This is a genomic window from Kitasatospora sp. NPDC048286 (assembly GCF_043201735.1).
Taxonomy (GTDB): domain Bacteria; phylum Actinomycetota; class Actinomycetes; order Streptomycetales; family Streptomycetaceae; genus Kitasatospora.
Genome location: NZ_JBICZE010000001.1, coordinates 37,950 through 57,471 on the forward strand (window position 1 = coordinate 37,950; position 19,522 = coordinate 57,471).

Annotated in this window: 20 protein-coding genes; 13 read left to right on the forward strand and 7 right to left on the reverse strand. The window is 73.5% G+C overall.

Translation table 11 applies throughout. The annotated features are described in order from the left end of the window. Nucleotide 1: 1 nt before the first annotated feature. From ACGF13_RS00175 to ACGF13_RS00185, 3 genes are all read left to right on the forward strand, one after another. The gene (locus tag ACGF13_RS00175) at nt 2–439 is read left to right on the forward strand and encodes a gamma-glutamylcyclotransferase (protein WP_224284955.1); all 438 of its coding nucleotides are present in this window, start codon (nt 2–4) and stop codon (nt 437–439) included. A 166-nt stretch (nt 440–605) separates the two neighbouring features. Continuing rightward, nucleotides 606–1,427 (forward strand): purine-nucleoside phosphorylase, encoded by an 822-nt coding sequence (locus tag ACGF13_RS00180; protein WP_392867069.1) that lies wholly within the window; start codon nt 606–608, stop codon nt 1,425–1,427. 144 nt (nt 1,428–1,571) lie between these two features. Beyond that, nucleotides 1,572–3,296, forward strand: a complete 1,725-nt coding sequence (locus tag ACGF13_RS00185; protein WP_392867072.1) for a phospho-sugar mutase — start codon at nt 1,572–1,574, stop codon at nt 3,294–3,296. Nucleotides 3,297–3,360: 64 nt separating this feature from the next. Here the strand turns inward: ACGF13_RS00185 and ACGF13_RS00190 are convergent, their stop codons facing one another. After that, entirely contained in the window at nt 3,361–4,041 is a 681-nt protein-coding gene (locus ACGF13_RS00190) for a PH domain-containing protein (protein WP_392867075.1), read from the reverse strand. Nucleotides 4,042–4,147: 106 nt separating this feature from the next. Between ACGF13_RS00190 and deoC the strand changes: the two genes are divergently transcribed. The 4 genes from deoC to ACGF13_RS00210 all read left to right on the forward strand — a co-directional run bounded on the left by deoC (nt 4,148) and on the right by ACGF13_RS00210 (nt 8,368). Continuing rightward, on the forward strand, nt 4,148–5,134 hold the full coding sequence (gene deoC, locus ACGF13_RS00195) for a deoxyribose-phosphate aldolase (RefSeq protein WP_392867078.1): 987 nt from the start codon (nt 4,148–4,150) through the stop codon (nt 5,132–5,134). Nucleotides 5,135–5,139: 5 nt separating this feature from the next. Next, nucleotides 5,140–6,636 carry an aldehyde dehydrogenase family protein gene (locus ACGF13_RS00200; protein ID WP_392867081.1) on the forward strand — a complete coding sequence of 499 codons (1,497 nt, stop codon included), beginning with the start codon at nt 5,140–5,142 and terminating at the stop codon, nt 6,634–6,636. After that, on the forward strand, nt 6,629–7,531 hold the full coding sequence (locus tag ACGF13_RS00205; protein ID WP_392867084.1) for an aldehyde dehydrogenase family protein: 903 nt from the start codon (nt 6,629–6,631) through the stop codon (nt 7,529–7,531). The genes ACGF13_RS00200 and ACGF13_RS00205 overlap by 8 nt, the downstream gene beginning before the upstream one ends. A gap of 198 nt (nt 7,532–7,729) precedes the next feature. Beyond that, complete coding sequence (locus tag ACGF13_RS00210) at nt 7,730–8,368, forward strand: ATP-binding protein (protein WP_392867087.1); 639 nt, start codon at nt 7,730–7,732, stop codon at nt 8,366–8,368. A gap of 168 nt (nt 8,369–8,536) precedes the next feature. Here the strand turns inward: ACGF13_RS00210 and ACGF13_RS00215 are convergent, their stop codons facing one another. Then, nucleotides 8,537–9,511, reverse strand: a complete 975-nt coding sequence (locus ACGF13_RS00215) for a SigE family RNA polymerase sigma factor (RefSeq protein WP_392867090.1) — start codon at nt 9,509–9,511, stop codon at nt 8,537–8,539. Nucleotides 9,512–9,789: 278 nt separating this feature from the next. Here ACGF13_RS00215 and ACGF13_RS00220 point away from each other — a divergent pair, with 278 nt between their 5' ends. From ACGF13_RS00220 to ACGF13_RS00235, 4 genes are all read left to right on the forward strand, one after another. Then, nucleotides 9,790–10,467 carry a response regulator transcription factor gene (locus tag ACGF13_RS00220; RefSeq protein ID WP_030257458.1) on the forward strand — a complete coding sequence of 226 codons (678 nt, stop codon included), beginning with the start codon at nt 9,790–9,792 and terminating at the stop codon, nt 10,465–10,467. 62 nt (nt 10,468–10,529) lie between these two features. Next, nucleotides 10,530–12,074 (forward strand): ATP-binding protein, encoded by a 1,545-nt coding sequence (locus tag ACGF13_RS00225; RefSeq protein ID WP_392867093.1) that lies wholly within the window; start codon nt 10,530–10,532, stop codon nt 12,072–12,074. Further along, the gene (locus ACGF13_RS00230) at nt 12,071–12,403 is read left to right on the forward strand and encodes a hypothetical protein (RefSeq protein ID WP_392867096.1); all 333 of its coding nucleotides are present in this window, start codon (nt 12,071–12,073) and stop codon (nt 12,401–12,403) included. Before ACGF13_RS00225 ends, ACGF13_RS00230 begins: the two co-directional genes overlap by 4 nt. Before the next feature lie 108 nt (nt 12,404–12,511). Next, complete coding sequence (locus ACGF13_RS00235) at nt 12,512–13,135, forward strand: VanZ family protein (protein WP_392867099.1); 624 nt, start codon at nt 12,512–12,514, stop codon at nt 13,133–13,135. Here the strand turns inward: ACGF13_RS00235 and ACGF13_RS00240 are convergent. Continuing rightward, nucleotides 13,105–13,785 (reverse strand): PhzF family phenazine biosynthesis protein, encoded by a 681-nt coding sequence (locus tag ACGF13_RS00240; RefSeq protein WP_392867102.1) that lies wholly within the window; start codon nt 13,783–13,785, stop codon nt 13,105–13,107. The genes ACGF13_RS00235 and ACGF13_RS00240 overlap by 31 nt on opposite strands. Nucleotides 13,786–13,933: 148 nt before the next feature. Here ACGF13_RS00240 and ACGF13_RS00245 point away from each other — a divergent pair, with 148 nt between their 5' ends. Beyond that, on the forward strand, nt 13,934–14,533 hold the full coding sequence (locus ACGF13_RS00245) for a hypothetical protein (protein WP_392867105.1): 600 nt from the start codon (nt 13,934–13,936) through the stop codon (nt 14,531–14,533). Nucleotides 14,534–14,620: 87 nt separating this feature from the next. Here ACGF13_RS00245 and ACGF13_RS00250 read toward each other — a convergent pair whose 3' ends face one another. Beyond that, nucleotides 14,621–15,997 carry a hypothetical protein gene (locus tag ACGF13_RS00250; RefSeq protein ID WP_392867107.1) on the reverse strand — a complete coding sequence of 459 codons (1,377 nt, stop codon included), beginning with the start codon at nt 15,995–15,997 and terminating at the stop codon, nt 14,621–14,623. Between the two features lie 352 nt (nt 15,998–16,349). On the opposite strand from ACGF13_RS00250, the gene ACGF13_RS00255 reads away from it, so the two are divergent. After that, nucleotides 16,350–16,535, forward strand: a complete 186-nt coding sequence (locus ACGF13_RS00255; protein WP_350735952.1) for a PspC domain-containing protein — start codon at nt 16,350–16,352, stop codon at nt 16,533–16,535. A 79-nt stretch (nt 16,536–16,614) separates the two neighbouring features. Here the strand turns inward: ACGF13_RS00255 and ACGF13_RS00260 are convergent, their stop codons facing one another. From ACGF13_RS00260 to ACGF13_RS00270, 3 genes are all read right to left on the reverse strand, one after another. Continuing rightward, nucleotides 16,615–16,986, reverse strand: coding sequence for a hypothetical protein (locus ACGF13_RS00260; protein WP_392867110.1), 372 nt, complete (start codon nt 16,984–16,986; stop codon nt 16,615–16,617). A gap of 229 nt (nt 16,987–17,215) precedes the next feature. Beyond that, complete coding sequence (locus tag ACGF13_RS00265; protein ID WP_392867113.1) at nt 17,216–18,373, reverse strand: adenosine deaminase; 1,158 nt, start codon at nt 18,371–18,373, stop codon at nt 17,216–17,218. Nucleotides 18,374–18,503: 130 nt separating this feature from the next. After that, nucleotides 18,504–19,472: a LysR family transcriptional regulator gene (locus tag ACGF13_RS00270; protein ID WP_392867116.1), complete on the reverse strand. Its 969-nt coding sequence runs from the start codon at nt 19,470–19,472 to the stop codon at nt 18,504–18,506. Nucleotides 19,473–19,522: the final 50 nt, after the last annotated feature.

A 19,522-nucleotide genomic window follows, 5' to 3' on the forward strand; every position in this document is an offset into this window, starting at 1 on the left:
CATGCCCCTTTACGCCGCGTATGCCACCAACCTCGATGCCCGGCAGATGACCCGCCGAGCCCCGCACTCCCCGCTGCGCGGCACGGGGTGGCTAGCCGGCTGGCGGCTCACCTTCGGTGGCGAGCAGCTCGGTTGGGAGGGCTCGCTGGCCACCGTCGTCGAGGACGAGAAGGACCAGGTCTTCGTCTCGCTGTACGACGTCGCGCCGATGGACGAGGAGGGCCTGGACCGCTGGGAGGGCGTCCAGCTCGGCATCTACCGCAAGATCAAGCTGCGCGCGCAGACCCTGGACGGGGACATCCCGGTCTGGACGTACGTGCTCAACGACTACGAGGGCGGCCTGCCCGCGGCCCGCTACCTCGGCCTGATCGCCGATGCCGCGGAGAGCGCCGGCGCCCCGCACGACTACGTGATGGACCTGCGCCGCCGCCCCTGCTGAAGGGGTGCGGGTACGGAGGGTGCGTAACACCGTCCGTGGGGAAACCGAAGGACCGGTAGGCCCGGAACCACCGCCGAGCTGTGTTTTCGGGCCAACCGGGTAACGATCCGGCATGCCGCGGCCGAATTTCTACGCGCGTAGCCGATTCCCGTCTATCCTCGGACCCGTGAACGCTTCTCCTCAGTCGGTCGTCTCCGCCGACCCCTACGCCGCCGCCCAGGCCGCCGCCGAGCGCCTGCGCGAGCTGACCGGTGCCGAGCGGCACGACGTCGCCCTGGTGATGGGCTCCGGCTGGGTGCCGGCCGCCGACGCCCTGGGCGAGACCGTGGCCGAGTTCCCGGTCACCGAGCTCCCGGGCTTCCCCGCCCCCGCCGTCGCCGGCCACGCCGGCACGATCCGCTCGGTGAAGATCGGCGACAAGCGCGCCCTGATCTTCCTCGGCCGCAACCACTACTACGAGGGCCACGGCGTAGCCACCGTCGTCCACGGCGTGCGCACCGCCGCCGCGGCCGGCTGCGGCATCATCGTGCTGACCAACGGCTGCGGCGGCCTGCGCCACGGCTGGACCCCGGGTCAGCCGGTCCTGATCAGCGACCACATCAACCTGACCGCCGACTCCCCGATCGTCGGCGCCAACTTCGTCGACCTCACCGACCTGTACTCCAAGCGCCTGCGCGCGCTGTGCCGCGAGGTCGACCCGTCGCTGGACGAGGCCGTCTACGTCCAGTTCCGCGGCCCGCACTACGAGACCCCGGCCGAGGTCAACATGGCCCGGGTGCTCGGCGGCGAGCTGGTCGGCATGTCCACCACCCTGGAGGCCATCGCCGCCCGCGAGGCCGGCGCCGAGGTGCTCGGCATCTCCCTGGTCACCAACCTGGCCGCCGGCATGACCGGCGAGCCGCTCAACCACGCCGAGGTGCTGGAGGCCGGCAAGGCCTCCGCCGAGCGCATGGGCGAGCTGCTGGCGAAGGTCCTTGAGCGGATCTGACGCCCGCGAGGCGCAGAATCATGGCTGACGGGGCCCACGGGCGGCGTGATCCGCTGATCACGCCCTCCCGTGGGCCCCGTCCGCATGTGCACCCCCTTCCGTACGGAACCCTCCGGTCACAGCTGAAACCCCGATGGAGCTGGCATGACGCAGGCACTCAACCCCGACCTCCTCGCCCGGGCCCGGACCTGGCTGGCCGAGGACCCCGACCCGCAGACCCGCGAGGAGCTCACCGCCCTGCTGGCCCGGGCCGAGGGCCCGGAGGCCGAGACCGACAGCAAGCTCGCCTGGGCGGAGATCGCCGAGCGCTTCTCCGACCGCCTCCAGTTCGGCACCGCCGGCCTGCGCGGTGAACTCGGCGCCGGCCCGATGCGGATGAACCGCGCCGTGGTGATCCGGGCCGCCGCCGGCCTGGTCGCGTACGTCAGGCAGCAGGGCCTGGGCGACCTGGTCGTCATCGGCTACGACGCCCGCCACAAGTCGTACGACTTCGCCCGCGACACCGCCGCCGTGGTGGTCGGCGCCGGCCTGCGCGCCGCGCTGCTGCCGCGCCCGCTGCCGACCCCGGTGCTCGCCTTCGCCGTCCGCCACCTGGGCGCGGCCGCCGGCGTCACCGTGACCGCCAGCCACAACCCGCCGCAGGACAACGGCTACAAGGTCTACCTGGGCGACGGCTCGCAGATCGTCCCGCCGGCCGACGCCGGGATCGCCGCCGAGATCGACGCGATCGGCTCGCTGGACGAGGTCCCGCGCGCCGAGGAGGGCTGGGAGGTGCTCGGCGAGGACGTCGTCGAGGCGTACCTGGCCCGGGCCGTCTCCATCGTGGACCCGCACAGCCCGCGCGACCTGGACGTCGTCTACACCCCGATGCACGGCGTCGGCCGCGACACCCTGGTCGCCGCCTTCCGCCGGGCCGGCTTCCCCGCGCCCACCGTGGTCGCCGAACAGGCCGAGCCCGACCCGGACTTCCCGACCGTGGCCTTCCCCAACCCGGAGGAGCCGGGGGCGATGGACCTCGCCTTCCGCACCGCCGCCGCCGTCGGCCCCGACATCGTGATCGCCAACGACCCGGACGCCGACCGCTGCGCGGTGGCCGTCCCCACCAACGGCAACGCGGCCGGCGGCGGCCAGGGCGCGGCCGGCTGGCGGATGCTGCGCGGCGACGAGGTCGGCGCGCTGCTCGGCTCGGCCCTGGTCGCGAAGAAGGCCGAGGGCACCTTCGCCACCACCATCGTCTCCGCCACCCTGCTCGGCCGGATCGCCGAGGCCGCGGGCCTGGACTACGCCGAGACGCTGACCGGCTTCAAGTGGCTCTCCCGCGCCGAGGGCCTGCGCTACGGCTACGAGGAGGCGCTCGGCTACTGCGTCGACCCGCAGGGCGTCCGGGACAAGGACGGCATCACCGCCGCCCTGCTGGTCGCCGAACTCGCCGCCACCCTCAAGAAGTCCGGCCGCACCCTGTCCGACCTGCTGGACGACCTGGCGCTGGAGCACGGCCTGCACGCCACCGACCAGCTCTCCGTGCGGGTCCAGGACCTCTCGCTGATCGCCGACGCCATGCGCCGCCTGCGCGAGCGGCCGCCGACCGTCCTGGCCGGTCTGCAGGTCACCCGCGCCGACGACCTGTCGGCCGGCTCCGCCGAGCTGCCGCCCACCGACGGCCTGCGCTACTACCTGGCCGGCGAGGGCGTCCGCTCCGCCCGCATCGTGGTCCGCCCCTCCGGCACCGAGCCCAAGCTCAAGTGCTACCTGGAGGTGGTCCTCCCGGTCGCCTCGGCCGCCGACCTCGCCACCACCCGCGAGCGCGCCGCCGAGCTCCTCGCCACCGTCAAGCGGGACCTCGCCGAGGCCGCCGGCATCACCGCCTAGGGGGCGTGTACCCGAAGGGCCCGCCGGTCACGACCGGCGGGCCCTTGGCGTACGTGCCGCGGTGTCAGACCGCGATGACGGTGACCAGCGCGACCAGGCCGAGCAGGGTGGGGGCGATGACCCACCAGCACCAGCGGACCTCGACCGGGCCGGCCGCCGTGGGGCGGGCGGCGTTGCGCTCGGCCGCCTCCTGGAGCACGGCGGCGACCTGGTCGGACCAGGCGCGGGTGGGGTCGGGCGAACCCTGGACGACCGGGTTGGTCCGCTTGGCCATGCCCAGCCCCAGACCGGTCCTGGCGGCGTGCTCGGCGGCACCCGAGCGCTGCGCCCGGGTGGCCCGCTTGCGCTGGCGCAGCGACACCGGCACCGCCCAGACCTGGTACTTCTTCCCGCCGGCGAGCAGTTCGACCGAGTACCCCGCGCGCAGCGCGTCCACCGAGGCCCACGGCGCCACGACGGTCCGCCACGGGTTGCGCACGACCAGCCTGTCGCGGCCGGCCGTCACGACCGGGCGCAGCGTGTACGCGATCACCGGGAAGGCGAACACCGGCACCGCCGCGAGCGCGACGTACGGGGTCTTCCCCGTCCCGCTCACCACCGCGTCGCCGATCAGCCAGGCCGCGACGAGCAGCAGCAGCACTCCGGAGATCACACCGGGGACAGAGCGGTACACGCGGTCCGTGTACGCGGGCTCCCCGTCGGGGGCGGCCGGGCCCTGGTGGGGCTTGCCGTCGGAATCGGTCATGGCGTCGATTCTGCCCCATGCCCCTCGCGCCGAGGTCTCGGTCCGGCCACGAATGGCAGGCGCTCTGGCGGCCCACTACGCGCGTAGATATGCTGGTCTGGTGACTATGTCCACTGTTGCAGCCAATGCCCTCGGCGTTGCGGGCAGCGGCCTTCAGGACGTTGCGGCGTCCGAGGCCTCGCTCCGCCGGTTCCTGCACGGCCTGCCCGGCGTCGACCAGGTCGGCCTGGAGGCGCGTGCCGCCGCTCTCGGTACCCGCTCGATCAAGACCACGGCGAAGGCGTACGCCATCGACCTGGCGATCTCGATGATCGACCTGACCACGCTGGAGGGCGCGGACACGGTCGGCAAGGTGCGCGCGCTGTGCGCCAAGGGCAGGACCCCCGACCCGACCGATCCGACCACCCCCCGCGTCGCCGCCATCTGCGTCTACCCGGACATGGTCGCCACCGCGAAGGCCGCCCTGAAGGGCACCGACATCCAGGTCGCCTCGGTGGCCACCGCCTTCCCGGCGGGCCGCGCCGCCCTCCCGGTCAAGCTGGCCGACACCGCCGACGCGGTGGCCGCGGGCGCCGACGAGATCGACATGGTGATCGACCGAGGCGCCTTCCTCTCCGGCCGCTACCTCGACGTCCACAACGAGATCGTGGCCGTCAAGGAGGCGTGCAAGCGCCCGGACGGCACCTCCGCCCACCTCAAGGTGATCTTCGAGACCGGCGAGCTGCAGACCTACGACAACGTCCGCCGGGTCTCCTGGCTGGCGATGCTGGCCGGCGCCGACTTCATCAAGACCTCCACCGGCAAGGTCGCCGTCAACGCGACCCCCCCGGTCACCCTGCTGATGCTGGAGGCGGTCCGCGACTTCCGCGCCGCCACCGGCGTCCAGGTCGGCGTCAAGCCCGCCGGCGGCATCCGCACCACCAAGGACGCCATGAAGTACCTGGTGATGGTCAACGAGACCCTCGGGGACGACTGGCTGACCCCGCACTGGTTCCGCTTCGGCGCCTCCAGCCTGCTCAACGACCTGCTGATGCAGCGCCAGAAGCTGGCCACCGGCCGCTACTCCGGCCCCGACTACGTGACGGTGGACTGATCACCATGGCCAAGAAGAAGAACACCGAGGAGCCCGTGGCCAAGCCCGCCGGCGGCCTCTTCGCCTACGCCCCGGCCCCGGAGTCCCCGGCCGCCGCCGGCGACATCGCCACCTCCTACGGCCACTTCATCGGCGGCGAGTTCGTCGACTCCTCCGGCAACGAGGCCCTGAAGACGGTCAACCCGGCCACCGAGCAGGTGCTCGCCGAGTTCGCCCAGGGCACCGAGGAGGACGTGGACCGCGCGGTCGCCGCCGCCCGCAAGGCCTTCGCCGACTGGTCGGCGCTGCCCGGCAGCGAGCGCGCCAAGTACCTGTTCCGGATCGCCCGGATCATCCAGGAGCGCAGCCGCGAGCTGGCCGTGCTGGAGTCGATCGACAACGGCAAGCCGATCCGCGAGACCCGCGACGTCGACCTGCCGCTGGTCGCCGCGCACTTCTTCTACTACGCGGGCTGGGCCGACAAGCTGGACTACGCCGGCTTCGGCGCCAACCCGAAGCCGCTGGGCGTGGCCGGCCAGGTCATCCCGTGGAACTTCCCGCTGCTGATGCTGGCGTGGAAGATCGCGCCCGCGCTGGCGACCGGCAACACGGTCGTGCTGAAGCCGGCCGAGACCACCCCGCTGACCGCGCTGCGCTTCGCCGAGATCTGCCGCCAGGCCGGTCTGCCGAAGGGCGTCGTCAACATCGTCACCGGTGACGGCCGCACCGGCGCCGCGCTGACCTCCCACCCGGACGTCAACAAGGTCGCGTTCACCGGCTCCACCCCGGTCGGCCGCGCCATCGCCAAGCAGCTGGCCGGCACCCGCAAGAAGCTCTCGCTGGAGCTGGGCGGCAAGGCCGCGAACATCGTCTTCGACGACGCGCCGATCGACCAGGCGGTCGAGGGCATCGTCAACGGCATCTTCTTCAACCAGGGCCACGTCTGCTGCGCGGGCTCGCGCCTGCTGGTCCAGGAGTCGGTCCAGGACGAGCTGCTGGACGCCCTCAAGCGCCGGATGGCCACCCTGCGGGTCGGCGACCCGCTGGACAAGAACACCGACATCGGCGCCATCAACTCGGCCGAGCAGCTGGCCCGGATCACCGCGCTGACCGAGGCCGGCGAGGCCGAGGGCGCCGAGCGCTGGTCGCCGGCCTGCGAACTCCCGGGCACCGGCTTCTGGTTCAAGCCGACCCTGTTCACCGGCGTGAGCCAGGCCCACCGGATCGCCCAGGAGGAGATCTTCGGCCCGGTCCTGTCGGTGCTGACCTTCCGCACCCCCGCCGAGGCGGTCGAGAAGGCCAACAACACCCCGTACGGCCTCTCCGCCGGCATCTGGACGGAGAAGGGCTCGCGCATCCTGTGGATGGCGAACCGGCTCCGGGCCGGCGTGGTCTGGGCCAACACCTTCAACAAGTTCGACCCGACCTCGCCGTTCGGCGGCTACAAGGAGTCGGGCTACGGCCGCGAGGGTGGCCGCCACGGTCTGGAGCCCTACCTGAATGTCGAGGCCCGAGATGTCTGATGTCGCAACGCGTCTTGACGTCCTCAAGACCTACAAGCTGTACGTCGGCGGGAAGTTCCCGCGCTCCGAGAGCGGGCGGGTGTACGAGGTGACCGACGCAAAGGGCGAGTGGCTCGCCAACGTCCCGCTGGGCACCCGCAAGGACGCCCGCGACGCCGTCGTGGCCGCCCGCAAGGCGGTCAAGGGCTGGTCCGGCACCACCGCGTACAACCGCGGCCAGGTGCTGTACCGGGTGGCCGAGATGCTCCAGGGCCGGCGCGAGCAGTTCGCCGCCGAGGTGTCCGTCTCCGAGGGCATCGGCCCGAAGAAGGCCGCCGCGCTGGTGGACGCCGCGATCGACCGCTGGGTCTGGTACGCGGGCTGGACCGACAAGGTCGCCCAGATCGCGGGCGGCGCCAACCCGGTCGCCGGGCCGTACTTCAACCTCTCCACCCCGGAGCCGACCGGCGTGGTCGGGATCGTCGCCCCGCAGGCCGGGTACGGGCACTCGCTGCTCGGCCTGGTCTCGGTGATCGCCCCGGCGATCGCCACCGGGAACACGGTCGTGGTCGCGGCCGCCGCGGACGCCCCGCTGCCCGCGCTGTCGCTGGGCGAGGTGCTGGCCACCTCGGACGTCCCGGGCGGCGTGGTCAACATCATCTCGGGCCGGACCGCGGACATCGCCCCCACCCTGGCCTCGCACCAGGACGTCAACGCGGTGGACCTCACCGGAGCCATCGCCGTCGACGGTCCCGGCGCGGCGCAGGCGCTGGAAGCCGCCGCCGCGGATACCCTGAAGCGGGTGGTCCGTCCGGTACTGGACCCGTTCGCCCAGGACTGGACCAATGCACCCGGTACCGACCGGCTACTCTCGTTCCTGGAGACGAAGACGGTCTGGCACCCGATGGGGATCTGACCTCCCCGCTCCGAGTAACAACTCCACAGACTGGCCGTCCCCAGTGCCCTCACCCCCCCAGGGCCCGGACGGTCACAGGACGGACCCGCGCCTCTCCCCCCCTGGCGCGGGTCCGTCGGCGTTCCGGCGGTTCCCGCCGCGGGAGTTGCGGACCGACCGGTTTCGGCAACCGGCCGGGATGCGTCAGACTGGTGTCCCGTGAGTGACTCCCCCATGAACCCCGCACCGACCGGGCATGCCCGGGTGATCCTGCTCTCCGGGCCCTCCGGGTCGGGGAAGTCCTCGCTCGCCGAGCGCAGCGGCCTGCCGGTGCTCCAGCTCGACGACTTCTACAAGGACGGGGACGACCCGACCCTGCCGCGGCTGCCGGACGGCGCCGTCGACTGGGACTCCCCGCTGGCCTGGCACCGCGACCAGGCGCTCGCCGCGATCCGCGCCCTGCACGAGCGGGGCCGCGCGGACGTCCCGGTGTACTCGATCCCGGACAACGGCCGCACCGGCACCCGCGGCCTGGAGCTGGGCGGGGCGGCCGCGTTCATCGCGGAGGGCATATTCGCCGCCGAGATCACCGCCGACTGCGCCGACCAAGGCCTGCTCGGCGACGCCCTGTGCCTGCGCAACGGCGCGCTGACCACGGCCTGGCGCCGACTGCGCCGGGACGTCCGGGAGGGCCGCAAGTCGCTGCCGGTACTGCTGCGCCGGGGCCTGCGGCTGATGCGGGCCGAACGGTCCATCGTCAGCCGGCAGGTCGCCCTCGGCTCGTACGCGTGCGCCGGCCCCGAGGCCGAACGGCGGATCCGCGCCGCGGCCAGGACGACGGAGCTCTCCGCCGCCTGACCCCCGGTACGACCCGGCCCCGGACACGACGCGGGGCCCGGTGCGTCTCCCCCGCACCGGGCCCGCGCCTTCCCCGAACGATCCTCGGCTCCCCCACGGGCGTGCTCCCCCGAGCTGCTGCCCCCGGACCGTGACCGTCCGCTTCCCGTCCCCCGACGGGAGTCCTCGTTACGCGACCAGCTCGCCGAACGCCCGGACGGTGTCGCCCGACTTGTTCAGGTGCTCGTCCTCGCGCAGCCGGCGCAGGGCGCGCCAGATGCTGCTCTTGACCGTGCCGACGCTGATCCCCAGCACGTCGGCGATCTCCGGGTCGGTCTTGCCCTCGTAGTACCGCAGCACCAGCATGGTGCGCTGGTTCTCCGGCAGCTTCGCCAGCGCCTGCCAGAGCACGGTGCGCAGCTCGGTGCCGCCCATCGCGTCGGTGTCGCCGGCCGTCTCCGGCAGCTCCTCGGTCGGGTACTCGTTGACCTTGCGGCGCCGCCAGGCGGAGATGTGCAGGTTGGTCATGGTGCGGCGGAGGTACCCGCCGACCGCGGCCTTGTCGGTGATCCGGCCCCAGGCCCGGTAGGTGCTGAAGAGCGCGCTCTGCAGCAGGTCCTCGGCCTCGTAGCGGTCACCGGTCAGGTGGTACGCCGTGGCGTACAGGGAGGCGCGGCGCTCGCGCACGTACGCGGTGAACTCCTTGATGTGGTCCTCCGCGACGGCCGGGTGCTCCCCCTGCGCGCCTCCCTGCCCGGCCTCGGTGGTGCGGGCCGCGGCGGGGTTCAACCGCAGCAGCGTCGCACCGGCGGCCTCGCGACCGGTCGGCTCCCCCGAACCGACCGTCCGCAGACCGTTCCCCCCGGTACCCCGGTTGTTCCCCGGGACGTCCTTGCCCTCGACGCGGACGGGGAGGATGCCCCGCAGCGTGAGGGTGTTGGAGGAGTCGGCCGAACTCCCCAGACGGCCGATCCCGTACAGCTCCCCCGTCCTGCCGCCGCCGCTCACCCGACGGGCGCCAGGGTTTCCACCGGTGCTGTGCGCGCACCCCCGCACGGTCACGGCACCGGAGTTCTCGTCGGTCCTGACCTCGTACCGGGTCCGGTGGGACGTGGCTGACGAACGCGCGGTGCGGACAGCCGGGTTGGTCCGGGTCTGAAGCATGGCGTTCATCGTGCGCCCCCTGGGTCGGTACGAGCGGTTCCGGTAGCCGCCCTTCAGCCGGCCTTGCGGCCCGCTGTCCTGCGGCGACATGGAAAATCCTGCCCGCCGGTTGTGATGGCGCTGTCCGCCGACTGTCACAGGGGTGTCACAGGAGCGGGCCGAATGTCCCGGTCCGCCTCCCTCCGTACCGGACGCCGGTGGCGCGCGTTCCGGTTCCCGAGGGGACGGCAGACCCTCCGGGGGGTGATTCGGGGCTGCCGGTGGGCCAAAATGGGGCCGTGCCTTTCCTCCTACTGATCGAGGACGACGACGCCATCCGCACCGGCCTCGAACTCGCCCTCACCCGCCAGGGCCACCGCGTGGCCACCGCCGCCTCCGGCGAGGACGGCCTGAGGCTCTTCAAGGAGCAGCGGCCCGACCTGATCGTGCTGGACGTGATGCTGCCCGGGATCGACGGCTTCGAGGTGTGCCGGCGGATCCGCCGCACCGACCAGCTGCCGATCATCCTGCTGACCGCCCGCTCGGACGACATCGACGTGGTGGTGGGCCTGGAGTCCGGCGCGGACGACTACGTGGTGAAGCCGGTGCAGCCCCGCGTGCTGGACGCGCGGATCCGGGCCGTGCTGCGGCGCGGCGAGCGGGAGAGCTCGGACTCCTCGGCCTACGGCAGCGTGGTGATCGACCGCGCGGCGATGACCGTCACCAAGGACGGGCAGGACCTCCAGCTCACCCCGACCGAGCTGCGGCTGCTGCTGGAGCTCAGCCGCCGCCCCGGCCAGGCGCTCTCCCGCCAGCAGCTGCTGCGGCTGGTCTGGGAGCACGACTACCTCGGCGACTCCCGCCTGGTGGACGCGTGCGTGCAGCGGCTGCGGGCCAAGGTCGAGGACGTGCCGTCCGCGCCGACGCTGATCCGCACCGTCCGCGGGGTGGGCTACCGGCTGGACCCGCCGGCCTGACCGGGGGCGCCCTCGCCCCGCCCCTCCCCGACCTCTGAACTCCCGTACCACGACAGGCTCTTGTGACTGACCATCAGACGACTGCCCGGCGGTTCTCGACGGGCCGGTGGCGTCGGCTGCGCTCCCTGCGGGTGCGGCTGATCGCGGTGTTCGCGGCCGTCGCGCTGCTCGCCGCCGTCTCGGCCTCCGGCATCGCGTACTGGCTGAACCGCGACGCGGTGCTCAAGCGCGCCCAGGACACCGCGCTGAACGACTTCAGGGTCTCGCTCACCCGCAACGTCTCCGAGCTGCCGCTGAACGCGAGCTGCCCGGAGCTGGCGACGCTGGCGTCCAACGTGGCCAGCTCGGGGCTGACGTACGACGTGGTGGTCGTCGACCCGGCGCACCCGGAGTGCCCGGCCTCCTCCGACCCGGCGAACTTCACGCTGGCGGACGTCCCGGCCGCGCTGCAGTCCACCGTCGCCAAGCCGCGCGAGATCACCGAGAACAACCCGTACCCGTACCACCTGTACTGGCAGCGGCAGAACCTGGACGGCCGGCCGTTCGTGATCGGCGGCACCAAGGTGGTGCCGAACGGCCCGACGGCGTACATGTTCAAGTCGCTGGAGAACGAGCGGGCCGACCTCAACACCCTGGGCTGGTCGCTGGCCATCGCGACGCTGCTCGCGCTGATCGGCTCGGCGCTGCTCGCCCAGGCCGCCTCGGCGACGGTGCTGCGGCCGGTCAAGCGGCTCGGGGACGCCGCCCGGCGGCTCGGCCAGGGGCACCTGGACACCCGGCTGGAGGTCGAGGGCTCGGACGAACTCGCCGACCTGGCGCGGACCTTCAACCGGGCCGCGGAGTCGCTGCACGAGCAGGTCGAGGAGCTGAGCGCGCGCGAGGCGCAGAGCCGGCGGTTCGTCGCCGACATGTCGCACGAGCTGCGCACCCCGCTGACCGCGATGACCGCCGTGACGGACATCCTGGAGGACGAGGCCGAGTCGCTGGACCCGATGATCGAGCCGGCCGTCCGGCTCGTGGTCAGCGAGACCCGCCGACTGTCCGACCTGGTGGAGAACCTGATGGAGGTGACCCGCTTCGACGCCGGCACCGCCAAGCTGGTCGCCGACGAGGTGGACATCGCCGACCTGATCATGTCCTGCATCGACGGGCGGGCCTGGTACGACGCGGTCGAGGTGGACGCCCCGCGCGGCATCCTGGCCGTGGTCGACCCGCGCCGGCTCGACGTGGTCTTCGCCAACCTGATCGGCAACGCGCTGAAGCACGGCGGCTCGCCGGTGCGGGTGAAGGTCCGCCAGGACGGGGAGTCGGTCGTGGTCGAGGTCTCCGACAGCGGCCCGGGCATCCCGGAGGACGTGCTGCCGCACGTCTTCGACCGCTTCTACAAGGCGGACCGGGGGCGGGCGCGCTCGGAGGGCAGCGGCCTCGGGCTGTCGATCGCGATGGCCAACGCGCAGATACACGGGGGAACGATCACGGCGGCGAACGGGGAGGTCGGCGCGGTGTTCACCCTGACCCTGCCGTCGGCCCCGCCGCCTCCGCCGTCCGCGGACGAGGCCGAGGGCGGCCCCGTCGGCGACGCCGCCCAGGACAAGGACGCCACGTGACCACCCCCACCGACACCGCTGCCCCCCGCACCGTCCTGCGCCGCGGCGCCGGCGTGCTGCTGCTGATCGCCCTGGCCTCCGGCTGCGGCATCCGGCCGACCGCCGTACCGGTCGACGCCGGCGCGCCCGCCAGCCGGACGGCCTGCCCGACCACCCCGCACATACCGGCGGCGCTGGCCACCCCGCCGGGACCGGCCCCGACCATGACCCCGGCCCGCGGCGCCAAGGCGTCCGCGAGCCCGAGCCCGTCGCCCACCCCGGTGACGCCGGGCAGCCCGCCGCCGGACAACGTGTTCGGCGCGGTGCCGACGGCCTCGCCCTGCAAGTAGGCCGCCGGGAAGGGCGCGGAGAGGGGCGTGGAGCGGTTCGGGGGCGTGTTTGGGAATGTTCACGCCGGGTGTGGAACCGACGTGGCGTCGGACCACGTCCTTCCCCCCGTGCAGCGAGATGGCACCAGGACACGCGACGAGCGTTCCGGCGCGGGGAACGAGAAGAGCCCGGCGGCGGCCGTCCACCGTCCCCTCCGGTGGGCCGGGCTGGCGGGTCTCACCGGCCATCTGGCGCTGGTCCTCTGGCTGGTGCTGAGACCGCTGCCGGTGGCCTGGGTGTACGACGCCAACCTGACGCCGCTCGCCTCGCTCCGCTCCTCCAGCGGCTGGCAGGTGGTCGGCGAGCTCCTGCTGCTGGCCCCGCTCGGGGTCCTGCTGCCGCTGGCCGGCGGCCGGCTCCGGGCCCCCTGGCTGCCGTCCTTCCTGCGCACCACCGGCGTCTCCGCGCTGCTGGCGACCGCGCTGGAGTTCCTCTCCTCCTGGGCGCCCGGGCACGTCCTCAACGTGGACCACATCCTGCTCGCCGTGGCCGGCGTGGCCGCCGTCCACCTCGCGCTCGTCCCCGGCCTGCGGCACCTGCTGCGGGACCGGCGGCCGCGGGCGCCCCGGCTGACGGTGCTCTCCGTGCCGCCGGTGGCCGCCGCGTCGGCCGTGGCCGTGGCCCCGCTCGCGGCCGTCGCACCCGCCGCCCGCCGACGCGCCTACGCGGAGCCGACCCCGCCGGTCGGCTGAGCCGGGCGCGGGGTGCGGACCACCCGGCCGCCGACCTCGACCAGCCCGCCCGGACGCGGTCCGGCCAGCAACTGCGAGCCCCGCCCCTGGGTGACGGTCAGCGCCCGGCCGAGGCGCGCGGCCAGCAGCAGGGCGGCCGCACCCGTCGCCTCGTCCTCGTCGATCCCGTCCCCCCGCCCGGGGAAGGCCCGGGCCCGCACGGTACCGGCCGCCTCGTCCTGCCAGGCCCAGGCGTAGACCCACTCCCCCGGCGGCGGCACCTCCAGGGCCTCCACCTCGGCCGCCGAGCCGTACTGCCGCAGCGTGCGCGGCGGGGCCCACTCCGGGCGGGCCTCGATCCGGGTCAGCCCACCCTCGCGCCGCACCGCCACCTCGCCGGCCGCCGTGACCAGCCGGTCCACCCCGAGCAGCCAGGCGGCGCCCACGCACGGGTGGCCGGCGAACGGCAGCCGCACCGACGGGGCGTAGATGTCGATCTCCCCGCGCTCCGGGTCGTCGACGAACACCGTCTCGCTGAAGCCGAGTTCGTGTGCGATCCGCTGCCGGTCCGCGCGCTCCGGCACGGCGGCGCCGTCGCGCACCACTCCGAGCGCGTTCCCGTGGCTCCCGTCCGGCCCGCAAAAGACCCGCAGCACCTCAAACTCCGTCATTTCCCACCTCGTCCACTCCCGTTCCGGCACAGCGCAATGACACCGTGACGCAAAGGCGGAGGCGAATGTCGGCCGCCTCCAGTACTGTGCGCTCTCGTCCCCGAACGGTGCCCACCGTTTTCCGTCTTCCCCTCCCCAGGAAACCCCCTTGAACAATCTCGACTTCAGCGGCCAGCCGCTCTTCTCCTGGTACGTCGTGCTGCTGGCGCTCAGCGGCGTCATCATGGTGGCCCTCGGGGCCGTCTCCGGCGGACTGAAGGCCGGCCTGCGCGTCCTCAACGTGGTCATCGGCCTCGGGCTCCTGGGGTACGCCTACTACCTGCTGTTCGTCTTCGAGGGCGGCACGTACACCATCTTCTTCAAGGTGTTCATCCTGCCGATCGGCATGATCGTCGCCTCGGTGAAGGCGATCGTCGAGCGCAGCAACGCCAAGCAGCAGCCCGCCCAGGCGGCGGCCCCGTTCGACCCCAACGCGCCGCAGGGGGCGTTCAACCCGGGCGCGCCGTTCAACCCCAACGCCCCGCAGGCGCCGTTCAACCCGGGCGCCCAGCAGGCCCCGTTCAACCCCAACGCCCCGCAGACGCCGTACGCCCAGCAGCCGGGTGCGCCCGTCCCGCCGGTCGCGCCGCAGGCCGCCCCGCCCGCGACGCCGCAGGCCGCCTCGCCGTACCAGCCGGGCGTCCCGCCGCAGCCGGTGGCCGACAACCCGTACGCCCAGCCGCAGCCGCCGCAGAACCCGGTCGGCTGACGCGCCGCACCCTCCGTACGGACGCCGGAAGGCCCGTCCGTCACCCGCTGCCGAGCGGTGACGGACGGGCCTTCCGGCGTCCTCGGGTCAGTTCCCGGTGCCGCGCCGCACGCGGTTGCGGCGCCACGCCACCACCAGGATGCCGAGGCCGAGGGCGATCGCGGTCGCACCGGTGATCGCCATCGGCTCCGTCGAGCCACCGCCGGTGGAGGCCAGCCGGGGGTCCGCGACCGGGGCCGCGGCGGCGACCACCGGCGCGCCGACCGCCGCCGGGCTCGGCGCCGCGGCGGTGGCCTGGGCGACCGGGAGGACCGGGGCGCCCGCGGTCTCGGACTCGGTCGACACCGGGGCCACCGGGGCCGCGGAGGTGGGCCCCGGCGTCTGGGTGGCACTGGGAGCCGCCGCGGTCACGATCGTGAAGTCGGCCTTCTGGCTGGACACCACGGTCGCGCTCTCGCCGGGGCCGGGCAGGCTGCCCGCCATGGCCACCAGCGACTCGAGACGGGCCGACGCGTCCTTGGTGAAGGACAGCCGGACGTTGATCGTGTGGGTAGCGCCCTTCGGCAGGGCGAACTCGTCCGAGCCCGTGTCGCCCGGCCGGAGGTTCATGTAGAGCCAGGTCGGGTGCTCCGAGTTGCCGCCGGGACCGCCCGGCAGCCAGGCCCCGTCCGGCCCCTGGTACTCGAACCGGACCGTCTCGAAGGGGAGTTCGGTCACCCCCTGGAAGACGACCGTGGGCATGACCCGGAGGTTCTTGCCGCTGGTGTTGGTGAAGACCAGCTTGAACGGCTTCGCCTCGCCGCCCGCCGTGAAGGTGGTGGGCACCCCGACGAGCCTGACGTCGGCCGCGGCGGCGGGTGTGGGCGCCGGCGTGGTCGGCGTGACCGCCGGAGCGATCACCGTGTTCGTCCGCTCGCTCTGGGCGAAGCTGCTCCGCTGCTCCCGCGGCAGGGTGGGGTCATCGACGTTGGCGTTGAAGCCCAGACTCACCCGGCCGGCCGGGGCCTCGGCGGCGACGGTGAGCCGCAGCCGGTAGACCGCCTCGACGCCCGCCGCCAGGTGCAGCGTGGCCGACCGGTCGATCTCCCAGAAGGCGCCGACGCTCGCGGCGTTCACCGTGGCGTCCTGCCACTGCGCGCCGCCGAGCGACTGGTACTCCAGCTTGAAGTGGCTCTGCCTGGTGCCGGCGCCGGTGTCCCCGACGACGAAGGCGGAGGACAGCACGTCCACCTGGTGGTCGGCGGTGTTCCTGAGCCTCGCGGTGAACTCCACCGGCGCGCCACCCGCCTTGACGGTGGCGGGCGCGCCGCCGAGCACGACCGTGACCGGCGAGGGCTGGATCTGGGTGCCCCGCACGAGCGCGACGGCCTCCGAGGCGGCGAAGACGGCCGGGGCCTCGACGACGGCCAGGCCGGAGGCCAGCGAGACGGCGGCGGCCGCGGCCAGGAATCTGCGATGCCGCATGCGAAATCCAACCTCACGAGAGAATTCGGACAGAACCCAACAGGACGTGAAATCGCTTGCAGGAGAGGTTTTCCGCAACAAAGTCGGGCTTTTCGTCCGCCCCCCGGCCGACCGCGATCGGCAGCATCCTACCGAGCCCCGTCCGGGGGTCCGGACGGGCCCGGCCGGATATTCGGCCCGCCCCTCGGGGTGACCCTGAGGACGACCCCGACTTCCGGCTACGACTCCCCGGTGACCCTTCGGGGTGGGGAATCACCTGCCGGGCGGAGGATCGGGGGCCGCCGGCGGCGGAGTATGGAAACAGCCCGCCGGACCGGCCGGACCGGGCCGCCACCGCCGCAGGGAGAGAACCATGAGTGCCCGCCTCGCCCGTCCCCGCCACAACCGTGTCATCGCCGGCGTCTGCGCCGGGATCGCCGAACGCTTCGGCCTGACCCCGTGGACCGTCCGGCTGATCTTCCTGCTCTCCTGCCTGCTGCCCGGCCCCCAGTTCCTGCTCTACCTGGCCCTCTGGGTGCTGCTCCCCCAGGAACCGTGAGCCTGGCGGCCCAGCACGCGGCGACGGGCCGCCCGCCCCGGAGATCCCCGGGGTGGGCGGCCCGTCGCCGTGCGGTGGCTCAGCCGGTCAGGCCGGGGAGGGCCGGGAGGGTGCCGGCCAGCCCGCCGAGCGGGGTCTTGTCCAGACCCGGGACGGTCGGGAGGGCGCCGCGCTGCTGGGTGACGCCGGCCACCGCGGTGTCGCCGGCCGGGACGGCCTGGCCGACGCTCGGGGCGAGGGTGCCGAGCGTCTCGGTCACCTTGCCGGTGGCGGGCAGCTTGGCGGCGGTGTCGGCGACCGCACTGCTCACGGCCGGGTTCGTCAACACGCCGGTGGGCAGCCCGAGGCCGCCGGCCGCCTGGCCGTCGACCGCGGAGGCGGTACCGGCGCCGACCGCCGCGATGGCGATGCCGAGCGCCGCGGTGCCCGCGGCCTTGAGAGCCTGCTTCATGGTTGGTCCCCTTTGGGTCCTCGTCGGTGGCCGACTGCACGCTCGGAACCGGCGAACGGGCGACCGCCGCCGTGACGTGTCGGCAATGACGGGCACACCGTAGTGAGCAGGTCGCGTGGGAACCAAAGGGCGTTCACTCACCCGAGTGAGTAGTCGGATGAACGCCAACTCCCTTGAGGGAGCGGGCCGTTCATCCGACCGACCGCGCCGGGAGCGTCGCCCCGACGGCTCAGTTGCCGCCGGTGCCCGCGCTGAACAGCCACTCCGCCTTCAGCTCGGCGTAGCCCGGCTTGATCACGTCGTTGATCATCGCCAGCCGCTCGTCGAAGGGCAGGAACGCGGACTTCATCGCGTTCACCGTGAACCACTCCAGGTCGCCCAGGGTGTAGCCGAAGGCCTCCACCACGTGGCCGAACTCCCGGCTCATGCTGGTACCGCTCATCAGCCGGTTGTCGGTGTTCACGGTGACCCGGAACTTCAGCCGGCTGAGCAGCCCGATCGGGTGCTCGGTGTACGAAGTGGCGGCACCGGTCTGGATGTTGGAGGTCGGGCACATCTCCAGCGGGATGCGCTTGTCGCGCACGTACGCGGCCAGCCGGCCGAGCTCGACCGCGCCGTCCTCGCCCACCGTGATGTCGTCGACGATCCGCACGCCGTGGCCGAGCCGGTCGGCGCCGCAGCACTGCAGGGCCTCCCAGATCGACGGCAGGCCGAAGGCCTCGCCCGCGTGGATGGTGAAGTGGTTGTTCTCGCCCTTGAGGTAGTCGAAGGCGGCCTGGTGGCGGGTGGGCGGGTAGCCGGCCTCGGCACCGGCGATGTCGAAGCCGACCACGCCCCCGTCCCGGTGACGGTTGGCCAGCTCGGCGATCTCGGTGGAGCGCGCGGCGTGCCGCATCGCGGTCAGCAGGGTGCCGACGCGGATCCGGTGGCCGGCCTCACGGGCGTTGGCCTCGCCGAGGCGGAAGCCCTCCTGGACGGCCTCGACGACCTCGTCCAGGCTCAGTCCGGCCTCCAGGTGCTGTTCCGGGGCGTAGCGGACCTCGGCGTACACGACACCGTCGGCGGCCAGGTCCTCGGCGCAGTCCGCGGCGACCTTGACCAGCGCCTCACGGGTCTGCATCACGGCGCAGGTGTGCGCGAAGGTCTCCAGGTAGCGGACCAGCGAGCCGGAGTCGGCGGCCTCGCGGAACCACTCGCCGAGCTCCTTGGGGTCGGTGGTGGGCAGGCCCTGGTAGCCGCAGGCGGCGGCCAGTTCGACCACCGTCTCCGGGCGCAGCCCGCCGTCCAGGTGGTCGTGCAGGAGGACCTTCGGCGCGCGGCGGATCTGGTCGGCGGTGGGGATGCGCGGGCCGGTGCCCGCGGTGGTGACGGGGATCTGCTGTTCCATTGCGGAAATATAGCCCCTACGCGCGTAGACCGACCACCACGAACACCGCCGGATGGTCCAAACTCCATCCGGAATTCCACCGACCGGTCCATACGATCCACCAAAGCGCCGCACCACCGCGGCGACGGCGTCAGTCGTGCTGCAGCAACCGCCCGCGCCGGGACAGCACGAAGTCCCGGAACGCCCGGGCCGGCGGGGTCAGCGGCCGCCCCGCCGCCCAGGCCAGCCCGACCGCCCGCCGGGGGCGCGGCGCCGTCACCTCCAGCTCCACCACCCCCGGCCGCGGCACCAGGGCCGGCGGCAGCAGCGCCACCCCCAAGCCGGCCGCCACCAGCCCGCGCAGCGTCTCCGCCTCCTCCCCCTCGAACGCCAGCCGGGGGACGAACCCGGCCTGCGCGCAGAACCCGTCCGTGATCACGCGCAGCCCGTAGCCCTGCTCCAGCCCGACGAACGGCTCCTCGGCCACCTCCGCCAGCCGGATCCGCCGCCGCCCGGCCAGCCGGTGGTCCGCCGGGACGACCAGGTGCAGCAACTGCTCGTCCAGCGGGCGGGCGGTGAACGCCGGGTCGTCCGGCAGCGGCGCCACCAGGCAGAGGTCCAACTCCCCGGCCCGCAGCCGCTCCAGCATCGCCGCGCCGTAGTCCTGCACCAGCTGGAACCGCACCCGCGGGTGCGCCGCGCGGAAGCCGCGCAGCAGCGCCGGCACCGCGTCCGGCCCCATCGTGTGCAGGAAGCCGAAGGCCACCAGGCCCACCTCCGGGTCCGCCTCCGCCCGGGCCGCCGCCGCACCCCGCTCGACCTCGGCCAGCGCCCGCTCCACCGAGGCCAGCAGCAGCCGACCCGCCCTGGTCAGCCGGACGGTACGGCCCTGACGGGCCAGCAGATCCACCCCCAGCTCCTCCTCCAGCCGGGCCACCGCGCGCGACAGCGTCGGCTGCGGCACCCCAAGCAGCGCGGCCGCCTGGGTCACGTGCTCCAACCGGGCCACCGCCGCGAACTGCGCCAGCCGGGGCGCCAGCAGCACGGCCGGCTCCTCCGGCCCCAACTCGGCCACCCGGTACCGCTGCTCGCCGCCGTCCACCGCTTCCGGACCGGACATCCCGCCACCACCTCGACTCATGCACCAGTGCATCGATCATCCACGCTTCA

What these genes read in the sequence shown, in the direction of transcription:
- ACGF13_RS00240 (WP_392867102.1), bottom strand. Translation starts at nt 13,785, where the DNA reads ATGACGGAGTTTGAGGTGCTGCGGGTCTTTTGCGGGCCGGACGGGAGC.
- deoC (WP_392867078.1), top strand. Translation starts at nt 4,148, where the DNA reads ATGTCCACTGTTGCAGCCAATGCCCTCGGCGTTGCGGGCAGCGGCCTT.
- ACGF13_RS00260 (WP_392867110.1), bottom strand. Translation starts at nt 16,986, where the DNA reads ATGAAGCAGGCTCTCAAGGCCGCGGGCACCGCGGCGCTCGGCATCGCC.
- ACGF13_RS00205 (WP_392867084.1), top strand. Translation starts at nt 6,629, where the DNA reads ATGTCTGATGTCGCAACGCGTCTTGACGTCCTCAAGACCTACAAGCTG.
- ACGF13_RS00250 (WP_392867107.1), bottom strand. Translation starts at nt 15,997, where the DNA reads ATGCGGCATCGCAGATTCCTGGCCGCGGCCGCCGCCGTCTCGCTGGCC.
- ACGF13_RS00255 (WP_350735952.1), top strand. Translation starts at nt 16,350, where the DNA reads ATGAGTGCCCGCCTCGCCCGTCCCCGCCACAACCGTGTCATCGCCGGC.
- ACGF13_RS00200 (WP_392867081.1), top strand. Translation starts at nt 5,140, where the DNA reads ATGGCCAAGAAGAAGAACACCGAGGAGCCCGTGGCCAAGCCCGCCGGC.
- ACGF13_RS00215 (WP_392867090.1), bottom strand. Translation starts at nt 9,511, where the DNA reads ATGCTTCAGACCCGGACCAACCCGGCTGTCCGCACCGCGCGTTCGTCA.
- ACGF13_RS00265 (WP_392867113.1), bottom strand. Translation starts at nt 18,373, where the DNA reads ATGGAACAGCAGATCCCCGTCACCACCGCGGGCACCGGCCCGCGCATC.
- ACGF13_RS00185 (WP_392867072.1), top strand. Translation starts at nt 1,572, where the DNA reads ATGACGCAGGCACTCAACCCCGACCTCCTCGCCCGGGCCCGGACCTGG.
- ACGF13_RS00175 (WP_224284955.1), top strand. Translation starts at nt 2, where the DNA reads ATGCCCCTTTACGCCGCGTATGCCACCAACCTCGATGCCCGGCAGATG.
- ACGF13_RS00190 (WP_392867075.1), bottom strand. Translation starts at nt 4,041, where the DNA reads ATGACCGATTCCGACGGCAAGCCCCACCAGGGCCCGGCCGCCCCCGAC.
- ACGF13_RS00270 (WP_392867116.1), bottom strand. Translation starts at nt 19,472, where the DNA reads ATGTCCGGTCCGGAAGCGGTGGACGGCGGCGAGCAGCGGTACCGGGTG.